We start from the raw sequence: 18,077 nt of genomic DNA on the forward strand, positions 1-18,077 counted from the left end.
TTCGGGATCGTACCCTAAAATATTTTTACGATTCCGTAATTTATTTTTTTAACGCAATTTCTGTAATGTCGGGAAAGGAAAAAGACGAGATCCTGAATCGGTGTTCAGAATGACTGCTAAAGATTAAGGACTGGATTTCTCTAGGTTATACGGCGCAAGGTAAGTGAAGGCGTCCAGCTGCTCTTATTCATCGCAGCTGTCCCCAATCCTGACCTTCCCCCAATTTGGGGGGAAGGAACTGTATTGTACAGGGTAGGAGTATGCGGAGGAGTAGGGAAGAAGGGGGGTATCCTTCGACTGCACACTTCGTGTGCGCTCAGGATGATTGGGTTCTTTGTCGGCTGCTGGTGATATTCGGAGGAGCACCGAAGAAATCGTATATGAGCGGCACATAACATGTGTTTGTATTCGAGAGTAACGAAACGGAAGAAGATAATCGATCAGGCTGGGGAGATAGGAAGAATCGAGTATCAGCGGACATTGTCCGCAGAAATCGTATATGAGCGGCACACCACGTGTGTGTGCTCAGAACTAGCAGGTGCTTAAAATGATACCAATTGATAAAATCCACCCTATTTTGGTTACAAGTAAGCAATGCATGGAGTTAATGAACCTCTATGCCTTTGGCGGGGTTGTCCGATTTGTTTGGATTACACAATACGTTCCCAGGAACATCAACAATGTTGCACTCAGCTCAAGGTGTCCGAATGTTTCGTTTTCAGAAAGTTTGTCCGAAGTTCAAGCACATTCTTGCATTTAGCCAAGGTCGACCAGCTCTTCACTCGCTCAAAACTGTTGCATTCTCGAATTCGTTGCACGCTCAAAATCGTTTCCTTTTTCAAGGGAGGGAATCAAAGACAAGGATTAGCCCCCGGGAGCGAGACCGAGGATCGTCTCTCTCACAAGCGGACGCGAGGCTTTAGGGGGGAAAACAAGAATGGGGAAATCGACCCCATGTCTGTAGTACTCATTTATTATCGACTTGCCGTGCGCGGCGTCGCCTGAAACCGACAGGGAGTCGAGCATGCGGCCGCTCACACCGTCTGCGGCATCGTTCCTGCCGCCCTTCTTCCACGCATCGTATATGACGCGCGCCTCGTCACCGAAACCGTAACGGCTCACTGTATCCCTGTAAAACGCTCCCATCCCGCCCACGTAGTAGGCGATATGCTCTTTAACGGCGCTTCTCGCCGAATCCGCGTCCTCTGACACCAGGGACGTGACATAAGGGCATATCATAATTTTCTCAGGCTCTCTTCCCCTTGACCGAGCGCCTCGACGGAGATGTTCTGTTGCGTCTTCTATATGCTCCACGGGTATCATGAAGGGAATCCATCCGTCCGCGACCTCCCCAGTAAGCGTGATGTTTTTAGGCCCGATGGCCGCAACCAGAACGGGGACGTCGCTCCTCAAAGGGCTGAACTGGAGACGAAAACCGCTCAGAGAGAATATTTCCCCTTCGTAATTAGCCCTCTTTGAATCGAGAATCATCTTTATTATCTCTACATATTCTCTCGTGCGCTGAAGGGGCTTCTCGAATTTAAGGCCGTGCCAGCTTTCTATTACCGCAGGACCGCTCGTACCGAGGCCGAGCATCATGCGGCCGCCTGAAATCTCATCGAGCGTCGCCAGAGTCTGGGCGATGACAGCGGGCGTGCGGCTATAGACCGGTATTACGCCGGTGCCGAGTTTTATCTTATTCGTGCAAGTAGCCAGGAGACCCAGGATTGAAAACGCGTCCCTCCCCCACATCTCGGGAACCCAGAGGGAGTGGTACCCGAGCTCCTCGGCGAGCCGCGCTACCTCGATGAGCTCTTCTTTTTTAATATCGCTCCAGTAAGGGACAACGATACCGATTTTATTCATATCTGCTCATATTGATTATTTAGCTTGCGCATAATGTTTACAGCGGAGTAGAACATAGGGCATTATTATAATGTCTAAATAAGTGAGCTCAAAACGCGATATACCGGAGGCCTGTCGAATGGATAAACTTATGAGTGCTGCGCATATTGCTGTAAGGGACTGCATGGCTGTGAAAGAGGGGGAGAACGTGCTCGTTATAACGGACGAGCCGCTGAGAAAAATCGGATACGCCCTGTGGGAAGCGGCCCGGGACGGGGAAGCGGAAGCGGTGATTGTAGAGATAATACCCAGGAAATCTAACGGCGAGGAGCCGCCTGCGCCCGTGGCCGAGCTGATGAAGCTAATGGACGTGGTACTGATACCCACGTCGAAATCTTTAAGCCACACGGACTCAAGAAGAAACGCATGCAAGGCGGGCGTAAGGATCGCTACACTGCCTGGAATTACGGAGGAAACGATGGTCAGAACTCTTAACGCCGATTACGAGAAGATCGCCGAGAGGAGCGATAAGCTGGCCGGGGTTATAAGCCGCGGCTCCAGGGTACAAATCACAACGGACAAGGGAACGGACATTAATCTCGTGATCGAGGGGAGAGAGGGGAATTCGGACACGGGATTAAATCACAGCCGGGGGGATTTCAGCAATCTGCCCGCGGGAGAGGCCTACGTGGCCCCGCTCGAAGGGAAGTCAGAAGGGGTTATAGTTTTTGACGGCTCCATGGCGGGGGTGGGGAAGCTCGACAATGAAGTTATCAGGGTCAAGGTCGAGGAGGGATTCGCCACTGAAATCACAGGAGGGAAAGGGGCCGAGAAGCTGCTGTCAATAATGGAGCCCTTCGGGAAGCCCGCTTTTAACCTTGCCGAGCTCGGCATCGGAACCCATGACAAGGCTCTTATCACCGGAAGCGTGCTCGAGGATGAAAAAGCGATAGGCACAATACACATAGCTTTCGGGGACAACAAAAGCATGGGCGGTACCGTGAGGGTCGCGAGCCATCTGGACGGAGTGGTAATGAACCCGACGGTGGTGGTTGACGATGCGGTAATAATGAAAAACGGAAAGCTTCTTATAATATGATTTTATAAGAAAACCCCCAACCCTTGTGGTAAATTTAAATTAATGGACAAAGCGGTAAGCAAGCTCGTTTTTCTCAACCCTCCAGGCGCGGTGGAATGGGTTTTATTAATCCTGTTTTTTCTGATTGTCATATACGGCTCTCTCAGAAGCGTGAGGCACCTGCGAAGCGCGCGAAGGAAAGCCGCGATAGTCTCGCTCCATATTACGGCGTTCATTCTAATCTCGATAATTCTGATGAACCCCGCGTTGAGAATAGAAAGTTATAAAGAGCAAAAGAGAAACCTGGCGGTTCTCGTCGACGGCTCGTGGAGCATGAATCTCGCTGGAGACAGAAGCGGCGAGTCCAGAATAGAAGCGGCGAGAGGCTTTTTGGAAACGAACAACGATTTCTTCACCGGTCTTGAAAAGAACTTTTTTGTGGACTACTACAGTTTCGATGAGAGCCTGAAGCCCGTGACTCCGGAATCGATCTTGCGGGAGACGCCCGAAGGCATACACACGGATTTAAGCGGGATGGTCGGCCAGCTAAGGAACAGGGCCGAAAGGGGGGAGCTCGACGAAGTCATTCTGATATCGGACGGGGGAGACAACGGGGACGAGTCCGAAAACACCGGTGAAAACCTGAAGGACTCCGGAGTAAGAATTAATACGGTGGGAGCGGTTACAGAGGAGAGAACGGATGATTTCTGGGTCGATGAAATAAATTCGAGCGAGGTTTCCTTTCTCAGATACCCTTACTCCGTTGAGGTCGTCGTTAAATCCGCCGAAAGGGGCGGAATGAAAATTCCCGTGTCCCTCTACGAGGGAGATAAACTGATTTCGATAAAAGAGGCCCCGATAGACTCCGCCTCTAAACAGGGAAAGGTGGAGTTCGGGATTAATCCGATAACGCTCGGGAGAAAGATTTATACCGTATCGATCCCCGTTCTATCCGACGAGCTCGTACACGAGAACAACCAGAAGTCCTTTTATACGGACGTGATAATAAATAAGATCCGGGTGCTGCACGTGGCGGGAAGCCCGTCCTGGGACGTAAGGTTCCTGAGAAAGACGCTCAAGCGGAACCCGAATATCGACCTCGTTTCATTCTTCATCTTGAGAGACCCTTCGGACCTGGTATTCGCCACGGAAAACGAGCTCAGCCTCATACCCTTCCCGGTGAACGAAATATTCGGAAGCGAGCTCGGGACATTCGACATCGTTATATTCCAGAACTTTAATTTCCAGCCCTACGGCATCTTCGGATTTCACCTGAGGAGCATTAAGGACTACGTGCTTAACGACGGGGGGGCGTTTCTGATGATAGGAGGGAGCAAGAGCTTCGACAGCGGCAATTACGGGAGGACTCCGATCTCCGAGATTCTGCCCGTAGAGCTCGATTACCTGCCCCGCACACTGTCGGAAACAATAAGCGACGACACATTTCACCCCAAGCTCACAATCGCCGGCAAGAACCACCCGATAATGAAAATAACTCCGAATAAAGAGGAGAACGAAAGACAGTGGAACAATATGCCGGAGCTTGAGGGATTTAACATTGTGCAGGGATTAAACCCCGAAGCCGTGCCGCTTCTTGTCTCTCCCGAGGGAGAGCCCATATTTGCCGTGGCCAAGGTTAAATCGGGCAAGGTCGGGACATTCCTCTCGGACTCCTCATGGAAATGGAATTTTGTAAAGGGAAGCGAGGGCGACGTATCCCCTCATTATGAGAGATTCTGGAACAGGCTCTTTCTCTGGTTCGTAAACGACCCGGAGCTCGATGATATACGCATTGAAACCGATAAGGCCATATACAATCCGGGAGAGAACCCCGAATTAAAAATAAACGTGCTGAACCTCGAAGAGGACGAGGTCGAAATTAAGCCTCTGCTGACGCTCCCGGACGGGAGCAAAATCGATATTACTCCCGAGAAGGTATCCTCCGAGAGATATACCGGGCGGATAGAGGCCCCGGAGCCCGGAACATACGGCGTATCGCTGGACAGAGCGGGGGACACGGGACCGCACGCGGATTCCGAACCCGGACGGATATCGTTTATTGTCATCCCTCCCGATAGGGAAGTGCGGGGACCTACCGCGAATACGGGACTTTTAAGATCTATAGCCTCCGGGACGGGCGGGAGCTATATCAACGTAAAAGACGATCCCGAGAAGCTTAAAATAGACCGCTCCGGAAAGAAAACCATAACGGGTTACGAGACTGTAGCGCTGTGGGACAAGCCTGTATTTTTTCTCCTGATAATGGCATTATTATTCTCTGACTGGTTTTTGAGAAGAAGGTGGGGTCTCAAATAAAAGTGGGACTCCGCCCGACGAACCCGCATTCGAAATTAATAAAAAAAGAGAGTTAAGAGAGACCGGGAGATAAAAGATATGCTGCTTGCGGTTGACATCGGCAATACGAACATCGTTTTCGGTATATTCGAGGGCAGTAAAATTGCCTGCCACTGGAGAATCGCAACGGACAAATCAAAGACAGCCGACGAATACGGCATATTGTTCAGAAAGCTGATGGAGTTAAAGGAGATAGATATAAAATCGGTGACCGGAGCGGTGATTTGCTGCGTCGTGCCGCACATACAGTCAACCGTTTTCGATGCCCTAAAAATCTATTTCGATGTAAGCCCTGTTGTCATAGGCCCCGGGGTGAAGAGCGGAATGCCGATATTATATCACAACCCCAGGGAAGTGGGGGCCGACAGGATAGTGAACAGCGTGGCCGCCTTCGATAAATACAGGAAGAGCATTATAATAGTCGATTTCGGCACGGCCACTACTTTCGACTGCATATCGGAGAAAGGGGAATATATGGGAGGGGTGATCACGCCCGGGCTCCTGATCTCCGCAGACGCCCTTTACAGGGAAGCGTCCAAACTGCCGAGGGTGGAAATACTAAAGCCCGAGAGCATAATCGGAAAGACCACAGTCGAGAGCATTCAGTCGGGGCTTGTGCACGGGTACGCGGGGCTCGTGGACGGTATAGTGGAAAAAATAAAATCCGAGATGAAAACGAAGCCTCACGTTCTCGCCACGGGGGGAATCGCGCATCTTATAGCTCCCGAGAGCAGGACAATCGAGACAGTGGACGACTTCCTCGCGCTCAGGGGACTCAAACTCATATATGAGAGAAATACCTGAATTCGCAGTACGAAAACATAAAACGGAAAAGCCTCACTTCGATCTTGTGCTCATTCGGAACGGGCAAAGAAGGCACTGGATTATCCCGAACAGCATTCCGAAAAAATACGGGGAGAAGAGAATCGCGGTAGAGGAGGACTATCATGATGAGGTTGATGCGGGCGGAAAGTCATCGAGAGCCCCGGAAGACAGATACGGCGGCGGGGCATCGGAGCTCTGGGACAGAGGCGATTGCGAAGTTGTCGAATCCAAGAAATTCAAGCTCGTCATAAAAGCAGGCGGAGAGAAATTCCGGGGTAATTATCTTTTGTTTCTTCCGGGCTGGGGCAGATGGACGAAAAGAAGGCTCTGGGTGATTGAGAGAATCAGGGGAAATTCATAATCGCGTATATCTTTTATCTCCTCCATATGTTTCTTATAGATTCTGCCTGTTTGCTCATGCCTGTTAATTCCCCCGAATTAACACTCCCCTGGGTCCTTCCATTTCAAGCACCCGTTTTCCCTTTATTTGCAATAACCTGGCGTGTATTCTAAGATGCTAATGTCATATATACCCATTTTTAATATTAAGCAGATTTAATCGGATCCGAGCTTGGATCCGACCGGTTCCGTAATGAAAAAGAATCTTGTTATAGTTTTAAGCGGCCTGGTTTCATTCGCGATTTACTTTCTTTTACCCGTAGAAAAAGAAATTCTCAAAGGCCTGTCCATTTTATTTTTCATAGCCGCCCTGTGGCTGACCGAGGCTGTTCCCCTTACCGTAACCGCGCTGCTCACGCCGATTCTCGCGGTACTGACCGGAATCCTGGACGTGAAGGGGGCGCTCAGCCACTTCGCCAATCCGGTCATATTTCTATTCATGGGCGGGTTCGCGCTCGCCGCGGCGCTCCACAAACACGGCCTCGATGAGCTTATCGCGGGGCGGATAATGAAGGCCGCGGGCAAGAAATCACTCTATTCGATTCTGGGGTTATTTTTATCGACGGCGCTCCTCAGCATGTGGATAAGCAATACCGCTACCGCCGCGATCATGCTTCCGGTGGCGCTCGGAATTATATCGAATTTTAAAGACCCCTCCCCCTCAAGGGACGCCTTTATACTTCTGGGGGTCGCGTATTCGGCAAATATAGGGGGGATCGGGACCATTGTAGGAAGCCCCCCAAACGCGATAACCGCCGCCAATCTCGGACTCAGCTTCAGGGACTGGATAGCGGTGGGGGCACCTATCGTGGCAATCCTGATGCCGATTATGATCGCAGTCCTTTACTACGTGCTTAAACCGGCCCTCCCCGAGCGAAATATTCAGCCTTCAGGCAACATCAACGCCCCTAAAACAAGGGATATGTACAAGGTGGGTCTTATATTCCTGGTCATCGTCACGCTGTGGCTGTTCAGCAGACCGATCTCTAAAATGCTAGGAATAGAAGGGGATTTCGACTCCATAGTGGCCCTCTTCGGGATTTTCCTCCTCGTCTTTTTCAGGACCATAAAATGGAACGAGATACAAAGATTTACGGACTGGGGCGTGCTGATTCTTTTCGGCGGGGGGCTAGTCCTGAGCGCGGTCTTATCGGAGACGGGCGCAAGCGGCTATCTGGCGGGGCTTGTGGAAACCCATATGTCCGTATACGGTCCGTTTCCGCTTATTCTCGGCTCGGTGCTGCTCATGATATTCCTTACGGAGGTAGCGAGCAACACCGCAAGCGCGGCAATAATGGTCCCGATTTTTCTGGCGCTCGGTCAGGAGACGATTCATTCCTCGCCCAGGACTATCGCGCTGAGCGTGGGGATAGCAGCCTCGTGCGCGTTCATGCTCCCTGTGGCGACTCCGCCTAACGCGCTCGTCTACGGGACCGAGAAGGTACGGCAGAGGACAATGATAAAAACGGGGCTTTATTTAAATATTATCTTCGCGGTGGTGATATCGGTCGTCGGCTATATTTTCTTGAAATAGTCCGCGGGGCCGGGAGTAAGAAGACCGGAGCACACTTCGGCTTTGAAAAATTATTCATCCTCCGAGAGCTCGGCGAGCTCTATGAGCACTCCGTTTACGGCTTTGGGGTGTATGAAAGCTACCCTTGAATTGTAAGCGCCCGGACGCGGGGTCTCGTCTATAAGTCTCACGCCTTCTTTTTTAAGCCTCTCGAGAGCAGACTCTATATCATCGACCATGAAACAAATATGGTGAATACCCTCTCCCCTTTTGTCCAGAAATTTGGTAATCGGGGAGTTTTCGTCGAGAGGCTCAAGAAGCTCTATGGCCGTCCCTCCCTTCTCCGGCACGAGCATGGAAGTCCTGACTCCCTGCTCCTCCACCACCTCCCTGTGCTCTACCCTGAGACCGAGCGCGGTCTCGTAAATTTTCTCCACCGCGTCGATATCGTTAACGGCGACCGCCACGTGATACAGGTTTTGAAGGATGCCTTTACCCACTTGATTCACTCCGTCTATCCGTATGAAATCCGAGCCCTGAATTACCCCGTCTCCGCCTTCGGGGACTGAAATTGCTGCTTTCTTCTGATGCCCTTCTTGAACCTTTCCTCGTTGATAATGTACATATCATTATATCCCGTCGCTATCTTCTCCACGTCGTCATAGGCTTCGATCTTGAAATAGACCTTATCGCCTTCTATTTTAACGATCTCGGCCCTGATATTTATTGGAGATCCGATCGGGGCGGAGGCGAAATGACTCATTTCGATCCTGACGCTGACCACCATTTCCGTATTGTCCAGGAAGGGGGCCATCAGATCGGCGCATGTCGTCTGCATGAAAGTTACGAGCGAAGGACTCGACAGCACGCGGGGCGAGTTCTCATGAAAGCGGGAAGCCGCCATTTCAGGCTTCGTCTCTATCTTTTTTTCTATGAACATCCCGGTCTGAAACGATTTTCTCATAATGACACCCTGACGATTATAAAATAATGATCCTGCACTGAACACATAGTCCTTATACAATAATAGGACAATCTAAATATACCTGCGAATTAATATTCTGCATATGTAAAAAGCCCGGAACGCGGTCGTTTACAAGCTGTCCCCGTAACCGGTGAGCTCTACGTACCCGCTCCCTTCGAGCCCGCCGCCTGATACACCGACAGCGCCCTCCCAGTATACAAACGAGAGGAGGAGCTCCTGCCCGGCCTGATATGGGGTAACAGCAAATTCCATTCCGAGACCGGGAATTTTAATCAGCCATCCGGAGGGGTACACGATCCCGGTATCGGGACTTTTCCATCTGTCGAGGACCTCGATCTCAAACTCGTCCGCGCTCAATGGGACTACCGATCCGTCCTCGCTTACGAGTGTCCCGGAGGAGGACGCGTCCATACCTCCGCCTTTCAGTCTCAGCCGGTAAAGCATCAGTTCCCGGCCGTCATCAAACTGAAGGGAAAACCAGTCCCACCCCTCCTGCTCGGGCCCGAGCGCGCTCGTGCTCCATTCGCGGTCAAGCCAGCTTAGACCCCGGACCTCATATTCCCCGCCCTCTACGGAAACAGTGCCGCTTGTCTCAAGGCGGGTTTGAGAAAAGTAATAGGAGGCGTTTCCGGGCTCCTTACTCTTCTGGCTGAGACCCTCATCCCCTTGAAGCACAACCGGTTTTAAGGGATTTAATTTTAAGTCGATTGAGACCGATTCGGCATTCGCGGCAAGCTCGTAGAGGTCGCCTGTCTTTTTGACCGACCACTCGCCCACCCATACCTTGAAAGGCCCGGCTGCGGCGCCGGCAAGCCCCATGCTCCCCCTCCCCCACCGTTCATACGAATGGAATTCTTCCTCCCGTATGTCGCTGAGCGCGAAGTGGGCGAAGTAAACCTGGTTCGTCCCCCACTTCGATTCCCTATCAGGGTTTTCCGGACTGAGCCCCCTTCTGAAAAACGTAAGCTGGTATCCGAAGCGCCTGCCGGACGGAGAGGTCACATTGCCGGTGTAGTACCACCATTCAGTCTGGAATTCGGGATGCGGCCCGAAGTCCTCCGGAAAAACGAAGGGGCGTTTTTCATAAGCCCTCTCGAACCCCTCCGCTCCGTCTTCCGAAAGCATCCGGGCCACGTCCAGCTTGGGAGCGGCCCGTTGCTCAGGTCTCTTCATTAAAATCCACGCTCCCCCCAAAACCGAGGCAAGCAGAAAGAATAATATTAAGAAGCGCAATTTTATTTTAACCATGATCGAGCGCCTATTCTTCCCTCATGAGGGAAGCCGTGTTTAGTTTTCCAATTCGGAAGGCTGGATATATACCGGCGCATACGGCCGCTACAAGGGCTATCACAAGGGCCTCTATAAAGTACCGGGGCTCGGCGGAAAATTCGAGCGTCCAGCCGAACGAACGGAGATTCACAACATAAATAAGTATAAGGGAGAGAACCACGCCGATAGGTATGGAGAGCATACCCGCGGTCAGTCCTATAATACCGTTCTCGAGAAACGTCATCCTTCTCAGTTGTGAGACGGTCACACCGAGCGCCCGCAACACCCCGAACTCTCGCGCCCTCTCAAGCTGGAGGGACATCAGCGAGCTGAGCACTCCGATAAAAGCGACAATTACGACGAGTATTCGAAGAGCGGTCGTTATGGTGAAAGTCCGGTCGAAAGTGTCGATCGCGGATTCCTTAAGTCCCCTGTTCGACCTTAAGGTCAGATTGTATCGTCCCGAAATCGAATTTCGCATTTCCTCCATAACCCTTCCCACATCAGAGCCGGGGGAAACAAACGCGGCGACGGAGGTGATTAGCCTGTCTTTCCAGTATTCGCGGTAGAGCTCGTCGGACATTAGCACTATTCCCCCCTGAGCGCCGTAATCGTAATAGACGCCGGAAATTTTGAACTCCATTGACCCGCTGTCGGTCGGAAGCTCCACAACCGCCCCCGGAACATGTTTTATACCGTTACGGTTGGCGAAGGATTCGGAAACAAGTACGGAGCCGCTTTGCATCTTCTTCCAGAGATCGGCTCCCCCGGATTCGCTCCAGAGGAACTTTCTGTTCTTTATTCCCACATCCTCGGTTACGGCGACCAGATTCAGGCGGCCGTAACGGGGGGTATTGAGTATCACCCTTCTTACGGTGGCCGCTCTATCGACACCGGGAACCCCTTTGAGCCTGTCTATAATGCCGGGGTCTATTCCCGCGTCGCCGCTTATGCTTCCCGAGGGCATCGAGATAAAAATGTCGGCGTTCAGGGTATAGTCCAGCCAGTCCGCAACGGTTGTCCTGAAACTGCCTATCATTATGTCTACGCTTACGATTACCGAGACCGCTATTGTGAGTGAGGCGATCGCGACTCCGGTCCTGCTTATGGAACGGATGATATTCCCGGGGGCCATACGGTAGACAGCGCCCGCCCTTCTCAGAAGAACCGAGTATAAACGGGTGAGCCGGTTTGTAGCGAGAGGGACAAGAAATGATGACCCGAGCAGTATCAGGAATAACGATACGAGGCTCAGACCGAGGCCGCTTCCAGGCAGGTATATAGCGAAAACGCCGAGTAATAACAAAGCTATACCGATCAGGCTTAAAACCGGAATCGATTTAAGGAGAGAGCTTTCCAGCAGAGAGCGCCGGAAGGCGCCCGCCGGCTTGACCCCGGAAGCCTCCGCAGCCGGTATGAGGGCGGCAAAGACGGAAGCGGCAACGCCTAATAATAGTCCTTTGAGTAAGGTGTAATAGGAAACCGTGAAATCCGTTACGGTGAGCGTGAAGTAAAGATCGTTTATCGTCCTCGTAACGAGACCGACTATACCCCGTCCCAGTAATACGCCCAGAGCGAGCCCGGCAAGGGCGCCGATTAAACCGATTACCAGCGCTTCGGACAAAACCATACCGAAGACCTGCCGCCTCGTTACGCCCAGGGCCCTGAGCGTGCCGTACATTTCCCTCCTCTGTAAAACGGAGAAAGTAACCGTGTTATAGATAAGGAAAACGCCTACAAAGAGCGCGAGCAGGCTGAGCGCGAGCAGGTTGAGCTCAAAGGCCCTTGTCATGCTTCTGGTGGATTCCGCTAAATTGCCGGGACGCTCGACCCTGGCGCCCGCAGGCAGAATTTCCCTTATCCGGCTGAGCGCAGCTTTCCCCTCAGGCGTGTCTTCATCGACGGCAATGTCTATGTAAGTAAGAAGACCGATCTTGCCGAGAAGCTCCTGAGCGGTGGAAATATCGGCGATAAAAACGCCGCCCAGACTTTCGGGAACGCTCTCTTCTCCGGTATCAATAATGCCTATAACACGCACGGCGATCGTGTCCGCTCCGTATTCAAGCTCCAGGGTTGTGCCGACATCCAACTCGTATTTACTAGAAATATCACCCGAGACAAGCACCCCGCCGGGCTCTGTTAATAGCTCATCCAGTGCTCCTTCGGGGACATATTCCATGTAGCTCCGCTCGCCTCTGCCGGGACCCGCGCCCGCCAGGGGGTCGATGCCCAGGATGCGGAATGTCCTGCCGTCAAGGGGGGGCGCTTTCACATAACCCTCAACGTGAGGGGAGATAGCGCGGACACCCGGCACCAGTGTCAGCTCGCGGTATAACCGCTCTTCTATACCGGAACCGTCGGCGGTAATCCTGTGACTAAACCCGCCTGTAAGGGTTTCCGTCGAGAGGGCGAGCGAACGGTTCGCGCTCTGATTCGCAAGGTCCACCGACACTACCAACGCCACACCGAGCGCGATTCCCAGAACGAGCAGGAAGCTCTGGAGTCCGTGCTTCGAGATGTAGCCGATACTCACATTTAAGAGTGAAAAATTCATTTTAAGGTTGCTGACCGATTTTACGCTCAGGTTCGCAGGACACGGGAATCTTTGTCATCTGATACCGGAATGAGCCTCCCGTTGTGAATCGTGTAAACGGCATCGGAGAAACTCTTTATCTCGGCGCTGTGAGTGGCGATTATCATCGTTTTACCCGACTCCCGGACCAGATTGAGGAGGAGGGACAGGACCTCGCCCGCGGTGTCTTCGTCCAGATTGCCCGTGGGCTCATCCGCCAGAATAAGGTCGGGATCATTGATAAGCGCCCGCGCTATGGCAACCCTCTGCTGCTCGCCCCCCGACAGGCGGTCGGGATAGGAGTTACTCCTTTCAACGAGGTTTACCCTTTCGAGTAGCCCCGCCGCTTTCCGACGGCTCTCCGCGCGGGCGAGGCCGTTTAGCTCCCCTGGGAGCGTAACGTTCTCAATTACGGTGAGAGTCGGAATGAGATGAAAAAACTGGAAAACAAGCCCTATACGGCTCCGGCGGAACAAAGTAAGCTCCTCCTCGGTCATATCTGAAAGCGAAGTATCCCCTATCAGCACCTCTCCCTCGTCGGCAGAGTCTATGCCGGAGATTATGTTAAGGAGCGTCGTTTTGCCGGAGCCGCTTTTTCCCAGAAGAGACACAAGCTCCCCGTTGTAAACCACGGCATTGACGTCCTCGAGTATATCGACCCTTTTTCCGCCTTCGTCAAAATGCTTGCTCACGCCTTTTAATCGCAATTTAGCTTCTTTCATAGTTTGACGTATTGAAATCCCTTGTGAGAGGTCAGGATTATGATTGGGAGCGCCATAACTCACAGAATATTAAGGGTAATGATTAGACGATTGTTTTCAAGGAAAAGCGGCGGCGGGAGGATCTATTGAAAGGCGGATTCCTCATCCGGGTTTATCGACAGCGTGAGCTCCTGTACGGCCTGAGCGCCTTCTGAATCCGAAACGATAATTGTAACAATATAGTCCCCAGCATCTTCTCCTCCGTATTCCCAACGGATAAGACCCGTAGCGGGCTCCATCGTCATACCCGCGGGGGCGTTCCGGAGGGTAAAATCGACGGGGTCTCCGTCAGGGTCCTCCGCCATGACCGTGTAGCTGAACCCGCCTTCTTCAAAAGAAGCCCCCGGCTCTGAGATTATAACGGGCGGAGAGTTGGGTATCCTGAAGCTGCCCTCTGCCGACAGGGCGCCCTGCCCGAGACCGCTGTAGGGCGTGACTGAGACCGTTATGGTATCCCCTTTTTTAAATTCATCGCGCCATTCGAGCTCCTCGCCGCTTTCGCCCGTTATATCATCTCCGTTCAGCTTCCAGTCATACAAAAAGCTCGTATCATCGGGTTCGTTCCCGGAGTGAACGACTTCGGCCTTAAAGCCGTCTCGCGGATTCTCGGTGAGTGTAACAACCTTTATCGCCTCTACCCGGGATAATGACGGCACGGATGAATCGTAATCATCGTAAACGGGCGTTGTCCCGGCGAGCTCATCCTCCGAAAACGAAGGCGCCTCCGGGGTCGCCTCGGGCGAATCCACGCCCGCTTCGACCGCTTTTTGACTTTCGTCGCCGCAGCCTGAAGAAAAGAGCATGATTATAAAAATACATAACGTGAAAAAAATTCGCATTGATGATCCGTCGTTCATTCCGAGCACAGCCTCAACACTAATAATAATGCCGACTGAAAATCAAATACAGTCCTCACTGGTCAATTAACGATTAGCTCGTATTTCCCGACTTTACCGTCAACCGACTTAAAACCGATTTTGATGCCGCTCTCCTTTTCGAGCTGTTTCAGATTTTGAAGCTCGGACTCCTTTAACCTTTGTATCACACCGGGATCCGCGTGCACCTGGATCTTCTTCACATGGGGTTTTGAGACGTGGTATTTAATATCCCTGATGATTTCGTAAGAGACAGTGTGCCTGGATTTGAGCAGACCGACGCCGTCGCAATTCGGACACGGCTCCGCAAGCTCGGTCAACAGGCTCTCTCTGATACGCTGACGGGTCATTTGTATTACGCCGAACTGGGACATCTCAAGAACGGCGGACCTGGCCCTGTCCTGCTTGAGCGCCTCGACAAAAGCCTCATATATCTCATCGCGGAGCTGCCTGTTTTTTATATCGATAAAATCCACAACGACAATACCCACAAGATTTCTGAGCCTGATTTGCCTTACAATCTCAGTGGCGGCTTCGAGGTTTAATGTATAGATAGTCTCTTCCTGGTCTTTTCCGCTCTGGTACCTGCCCGTATTCACATCCACTACGGTAAGCCCCTCGGCCTCGTCTATGATTATATGGCCGCCCGACTTGAGCCATACCTTTTTACTGAAAATTTTCTTTATTTCACTCTCCACCCCGAACCTTCTGAACAGAGGTTCCTGGTCCTCGTAGAGCTCGACGGTCATATCCGCGTCAGGGAAATTGCGCTTGAGATAATCGGTTATCTCACCGTAAACCGGCTCGGAATCAACCAGCACTTTTTTTATGTCCGCGGATATAAAATCCCTTATAGCCTTGATATACAGCCTGGGTTCCTCATAGAGCAAAGACGGTCCTTTTTTCTCTTCGCTCTTCCGCTTTACGTCTTCCCAGATTTTAATTAACTCCCTCGTGTCCTGTTCCAGCTCCTCTTTCGAAATACCCTCGCTGGCCGTTCTGGCAATGAACCCTATACCCTCTGGCCTGATATCTCGGATGACTTCGCCGAGCCTCTCCCTCTCCTCTTCATCGTCTATTTTCCTGGAAATACCAACTATATCGGCGGAGCCGAGGAGGACTGTATATTTCCCCGGTATTCCAATATATGAGGTAAGCTTGGCGCCCTTGCCGCCTACGGATTCCTTCAGGACCTGAACAAGAACGTGCTGCCCCTCTCTGAGAATATCCTGTATAAGTGTTTTATCCTGCTTCGCGCCCTGCCCGCTCGTGTCTCCGTTCTCGAGAAAAAAATCAAAAAGCGAATCCTCGTGAACATCTTCAACCGATATAAAGCCGGATTTTTCAAGCCCTATATCGACGAAGGCGGCCTGCATGCCGGGCACCACTTTCCCCACTATTCCTTTGTATATGTTTCCGACAATACGAGGGGTGGATTTTCTTTCTACATAGAGCTCGGCCACCGAGCCGTTTTCAATCACCGCGACCCTGGTTTCATTGAACGTAATATTAATCAGTATCTGATTATACATACCGGTCGTTGGAAACCGCCTTTCATCAAACCTTATAAGCGTTGTTAAGTATAGTATATAAGTTGTCTATATGAAAGCTTAATAGAGTTATTTATCTCTTTTAATTTTATACAAACAAGTGTAAAATTGAAATACGCTGCGTTTAAGGCGGTCCGGCTCGGCAGTTATAACGGCTTTAACGGAGGATAGAGAGGATGCATTTCAGAATTTTCTTAATTGTATTTCTGTTGACGGGAATGGCTCTGGCCCAGGGCAGCCTTCCACAACCCAAGGACGGCACAACTATTTATATTGTTAAACCGGGCGATTCTCTCTGGAAGATCTCCGGCAAATTTTTCGGGAACCCGCTGTTCTGGCCGAGACTATGGGAGATAAATCCATATATCGACAACCCCAATCTCATATATCCCGGAGACGTTATATCGCTAAAGGCCCAGCCGCCCGACATACCTGTGGTGAAGGTAGAGCCGAAAGCCCACAAGGTATCATTCGAGGACATAGAACCGCCTCCTCCGGTCTATTATTATTCGAGAGGGGGCACAGAAGGGTTTATTACACGGAAGCAGTGGGAACACATGGGCACGGTACTCACATCGGAGCCTCCTAAGTTGTTACTGGGCACGGGCGATATAGTTTATACGAACGTAGGCTCGAAGAACGGCGTCGGCACGGGGGACAAATTCACGATATTCCGGACTTCGAAACCGGTGCTCCATCCCCTCAATGGACAGAGAATAGGATATAAGGTTCAGATCGAGGGCGAGCTCGAGATTATAGAAGTACTGGGCAAGAGAAAATCGACCGCTGTCATCACTTCATCGTATGTGGAAATCACCAGAGGGGCGAGAATACGGCCACAGGAGCCGTTTGTAAAAGAGGTGGTCCTGAGAAAAGGCGAGCAAAGGGTCGACGGCTTTATAGTGGACAACAAAAACAATACGGCCCTGAGCGGCAAGGGAGACGTAGTGTATATCGACGCGGGAGAAGTCTATTCGGTAGTACCCGGCAATACATTTTCAATATACACCCTGCCCAGAAAGGTTTATGACCCTGACGCCAACAAAAGGGTGGTGATTCCGGGCACCCTTATCGGGAAGATGGTGATACTCGAAGTCGAGGAAGAGAGCGCCACGGGAATAATAACGGATAGCTCAAGACAAATAGAGCTCGGCAATATAGTGAGCCTGGATATCTGATTTTTTAGCTTTCCGGCATTTAATAAGAAAAGACCCTAATCCCGGCATGCGAATTACTCGCTGCCGGATACCGCTTAATCCGATTCCTTAACGTTTTCCGGACGTCACTCCTTTTCCGGCTCTCCGGTCATGGGTACGAAGCGTACGGACGTTATCCTTTTAGTTACAATCCCCTCTTCGGTTTTCTCGATCAGGAGAAGCTCCTGATTTTCCTCCCCGACGGGTATTATGATTCTTCCATAGGGTTTTAACTGCTCGACGAGCTTCCGGGGAATATGGCCGGGGGCGGCGGTCACTATAATTCCGTCGAAGGGAGCGTGCTCCTCCCATCCCTCATAACCGTCGCCGATCTTATAGCGGATTCCGGAGTAACCGAGATCATCGAGAATTTTGCGCGCCCTTTCCGCTATATCCTCCAGAATCTCGATCGTGTAAAGCTCGCATCCCGTCTCCACCAGCACGGCGGACTGATAGCCGGACCCTGTGCCGACCTCGAGCACCTTCATACCCGGGACGGGTCTAAGCAGCTCCGTCATGAGGGCGACTATATAGGGCTGGGAAACCGTTACTCCCCTCCCAATAGGGACCGGGTTGTCGTTGTAAGCCGCCTGTCTGTGCTCCCGGGGAACGAACTCCTGCCTGGGCACTTTTAACATGGCCTGTATTACGCTTGAGTCTCTTATGCCGCGGGAGATAATCTGATTCTCCACCATCTCCCAGCGTCTCCCCGCATCCGGGTCGCTTCCGTCCCCGGGAGGAGAGCTCTTCGACAGGAGGAAAAGAAGAAAGGAAACTGACGGGAAAAATAATTCGAGCTCCATATGGTAGAAGAATACATCAAGCGGGCTACGGTTAACAACGCATAAAACCAG

The 18,077-nt window shown here is 51.7% G+C and carries 15 protein-coding genes; 6 read left to right on the forward strand and 9 right to left on the reverse strand.

The features are described from left to right. Positions 1-864: 864 nt before the first annotated feature. Complete coding sequence (locus RIG61_00265; GenBank protein ID MEQ9617589.1) at positions 865-1,866, reverse strand: LLM class flavin-dependent oxidoreductase; 1,002 nt, start codon at positions 1,864-1,866, stop codon at positions 865-867. A gap of 118 nt (positions 1,867-1,984) precedes the next feature. Here RIG61_00265 and RIG61_00270 point away from each other — a divergent pair, with 118 nt between their 5' ends. From RIG61_00270 to RIG61_00290, 5 genes are all read left to right on the forward strand, one after another. Next, the gene (locus RIG61_00270; GenBank protein MEQ9617590.1) at positions 1,985-2,944 is read left to right on the forward strand and encodes an aminopeptidase; all 960 of its coding nucleotides are present in this window, start codon (positions 1,985-1,987) and stop codon (positions 2,942-2,944) included. 42 nt (positions 2,945-2,986) lie between these two features. Continuing rightward, positions 2,987-5,239 carry a glutamine amidotransferase gene (locus tag RIG61_00275; GenBank protein MEQ9617591.1) on the forward strand — a complete coding sequence of 751 codons (2,253 nt, stop codon included), beginning with the start codon at positions 2,987-2,989 and terminating at the stop codon, positions 5,237-5,239. A 78-nt stretch (positions 5,240-5,317) separates the two neighbouring features. After that, positions 5,318-6,082, forward strand: coding sequence for a type III pantothenate kinase (locus RIG61_00280; protein ID MEQ9617592.1), 765 nt, complete (start codon positions 5,318-5,320; stop codon positions 6,080-6,082). Then, complete coding sequence (locus RIG61_00285; GenBank protein ID MEQ9617593.1) at positions 6,066-6,464, forward strand: DNA polymerase ligase N-terminal domain-containing protein; 399 nt, start codon at positions 6,066-6,068, stop codon at positions 6,462-6,464. Before RIG61_00280 ends, RIG61_00285 begins: the two co-directional genes overlap by 17 nt. Before the next feature lie 231 nt (positions 6,465-6,695). Next, positions 6,696-8,036, forward strand: coding sequence for an SLC13 family permease (locus RIG61_00290; GenBank protein ID MEQ9617594.1), 1,341 nt, complete (start codon positions 6,696-6,698; stop codon positions 8,034-8,036). 50 nt (positions 8,037-8,086) lie between these two features. Here the strand turns inward: RIG61_00290 and mce are convergent, their stop codons facing one another. The 7 genes from mce to RIG61_00325 all read right to left on the reverse strand — a co-directional run bounded on the left by mce (position 8,087) and on the right by RIG61_00325 (position 16,009). Beyond that, positions 8,087-8,515, reverse strand: coding sequence for a methylmalonyl-CoA epimerase (gene mce / locus RIG61_00295; GenBank protein MEQ9617595.1), 429 nt, complete (start codon positions 8,513-8,515; stop codon positions 8,087-8,089). A gap of 41 nt (positions 8,516-8,556) precedes the next feature. Then, the gene (locus RIG61_00300; GenBank protein ID MEQ9617596.1) at positions 8,557-8,979 is read right to left on the reverse strand and encodes a thioesterase family protein; all 423 of its coding nucleotides are present in this window, start codon (positions 8,977-8,979) and stop codon (positions 8,557-8,559) included. Between the two features lie 129 nt (positions 8,980-9,108). Continuing rightward, positions 9,109-10,173 carry a lipocalin-like domain-containing protein gene (locus RIG61_00305; GenBank protein ID MEQ9617597.1) on the reverse strand — a complete coding sequence of 355 codons (1,065 nt, stop codon included), beginning with the start codon at positions 10,171-10,173 and terminating at the stop codon, positions 9,109-9,111. Between the two features lie 85 nt (positions 10,174-10,258). Further along, the gene (locus tag RIG61_00310; GenBank protein ID MEQ9617598.1) at positions 10,259-12,823 is read right to left on the reverse strand and encodes an FtsX-like permease family protein; all 2,565 of its coding nucleotides are present in this window, start codon (positions 12,821-12,823) and stop codon (positions 10,259-10,261) included. Positions 12,824-12,849: 26 nt separating this feature from the next. Continuing rightward, positions 12,850-13,563, reverse strand: coding sequence for an ABC transporter ATP-binding protein (locus RIG61_00315; protein ID MEQ9617599.1), 714 nt, complete (start codon positions 13,561-13,563; stop codon positions 12,850-12,852). 122 nt (positions 13,564-13,685) lie between these two features. Next, a complete protein-coding gene (locus RIG61_00320) occupies positions 13,686-14,441 on the reverse strand; it encodes an Ig domain-containing protein (protein MEQ9617600.1) in 756 nt (251 codons plus the stop codon). Between the two features lie 80 nt (positions 14,442-14,521). After that, on the reverse strand, positions 14,522-16,009 hold the full coding sequence (locus RIG61_00325; protein ID MEQ9617601.1) for an Rne/Rng family ribonuclease: 1,488 nt from the start codon (positions 16,007-16,009) through the stop codon (positions 14,522-14,524). Positions 16,010-16,203: 194 nt separating this feature from the next. Here RIG61_00325 and RIG61_00330 point away from each other — a divergent pair, with 194 nt between their 5' ends. Beyond that, a complete protein-coding gene (locus tag RIG61_00330; GenBank protein MEQ9617602.1) occupies positions 16,204-17,205 on the forward strand; it encodes a LysM peptidoglycan-binding domain-containing protein in 1,002 nt (333 codons plus the stop codon). Positions 17,206-17,309: 104 nt separating this feature from the next. On the opposite strand, the gene RIG61_00335 is transcribed toward RIG61_00330, so the two are convergent. Beyond that, complete coding sequence (locus RIG61_00335) at positions 17,310-18,026, reverse strand: protein-L-isoaspartate(D-aspartate) O-methyltransferase (protein MEQ9617603.1); 717 nt, start codon at positions 18,024-18,026, stop codon at positions 17,310-17,312. Between the last annotated feature and the right edge of the window lie 51 nt (positions 18,027-18,077).

This window comes from Deltaproteobacteria bacterium (assembly GCA_040223695.1).
GTDB lineage: Bacteria > Desulfobacterota_D > UBA1144 > Nemesobacterales > UBA2774 > JAVKFU01.

Coding starts and splice junctions, on each gene's coding strand:
- RIG61_00320 (MEQ9617600.1), bottom strand. CDS start 14,441: ATGCGAATTTTTTTCACGTTATGTATTTTTATAATCATGCTCTTTTCT.
- RIG61_00330 (MEQ9617602.1), top strand. CDS start 16,204: ATGCATTTCAGAATTTTCTTAATTGTATTTCTGTTGACGGGAATGGCT.
- RIG61_00335 (MEQ9617603.1), bottom strand. CDS start 18,026: ATGGAGCTCGAATTATTTTTCCCGTCAGTTTCCTTTCTTCTTTTCCTC.
- RIG61_00270 (MEQ9617590.1), top strand. CDS start 1,985: ATGGATAAACTTATGAGTGCTGCGCATATTGCTGTAAGGGACTGCATG.
- RIG61_00310 (MEQ9617598.1), bottom strand. CDS start 12,823: ATGAATTTTTCACTCTTAAATGTGAGTATCGGCTACATCTCGAAGCAC.
- RIG61_00275 (MEQ9617591.1), top strand. CDS start 2,987: ATGGACAAAGCGGTAAGCAAGCTCGTTTTTCTCAACCCTCCAGGCGCG.
- RIG61_00265 (MEQ9617589.1), bottom strand. CDS start 1,866: ATGAATAAAATCGGTATCGTTGTCCCTTACTGGAGCGATATTAAAAAA.
- RIG61_00280 (MEQ9617592.1), top strand. CDS start 5,318: ATGCTGCTTGCGGTTGACATCGGCAATACGAACATCGTTTTCGGTATA.
- RIG61_00315 (MEQ9617599.1), bottom strand. CDS start 13,563: ATGAAAGAAGCTAAATTGCGATTAAAAGGCGTGAGCAAGCATTTTGAC.
- RIG61_00325 (MEQ9617601.1), bottom strand. CDS start 16,009: ATGTATAATCAGATACTGATTAATATTACGTTCAATGAAACCAGGGTC.
- RIG61_00290 (MEQ9617594.1), top strand. CDS start 6,696: ATGAAAAAGAATCTTGTTATAGTTTTAAGCGGCCTGGTTTCATTCGCG.
- RIG61_00300 (MEQ9617596.1), bottom strand. CDS start 8,979: ATGAGAAAATCGTTTCAGACCGGGATGTTCATAGAAAAAAAGATAGAG.
- RIG61_00305 (MEQ9617597.1), bottom strand. CDS start 10,173: ATGAAGAGACCTGAGCAACGGGCCGCTCCCAAGCTGGACGTGGCCCGG.
- RIG61_00285 (MEQ9617593.1), top strand. CDS start 6,066: ATGAGAGAAATACCTGAATTCGCAGTACGAAAACATAAAACGGAAAAG.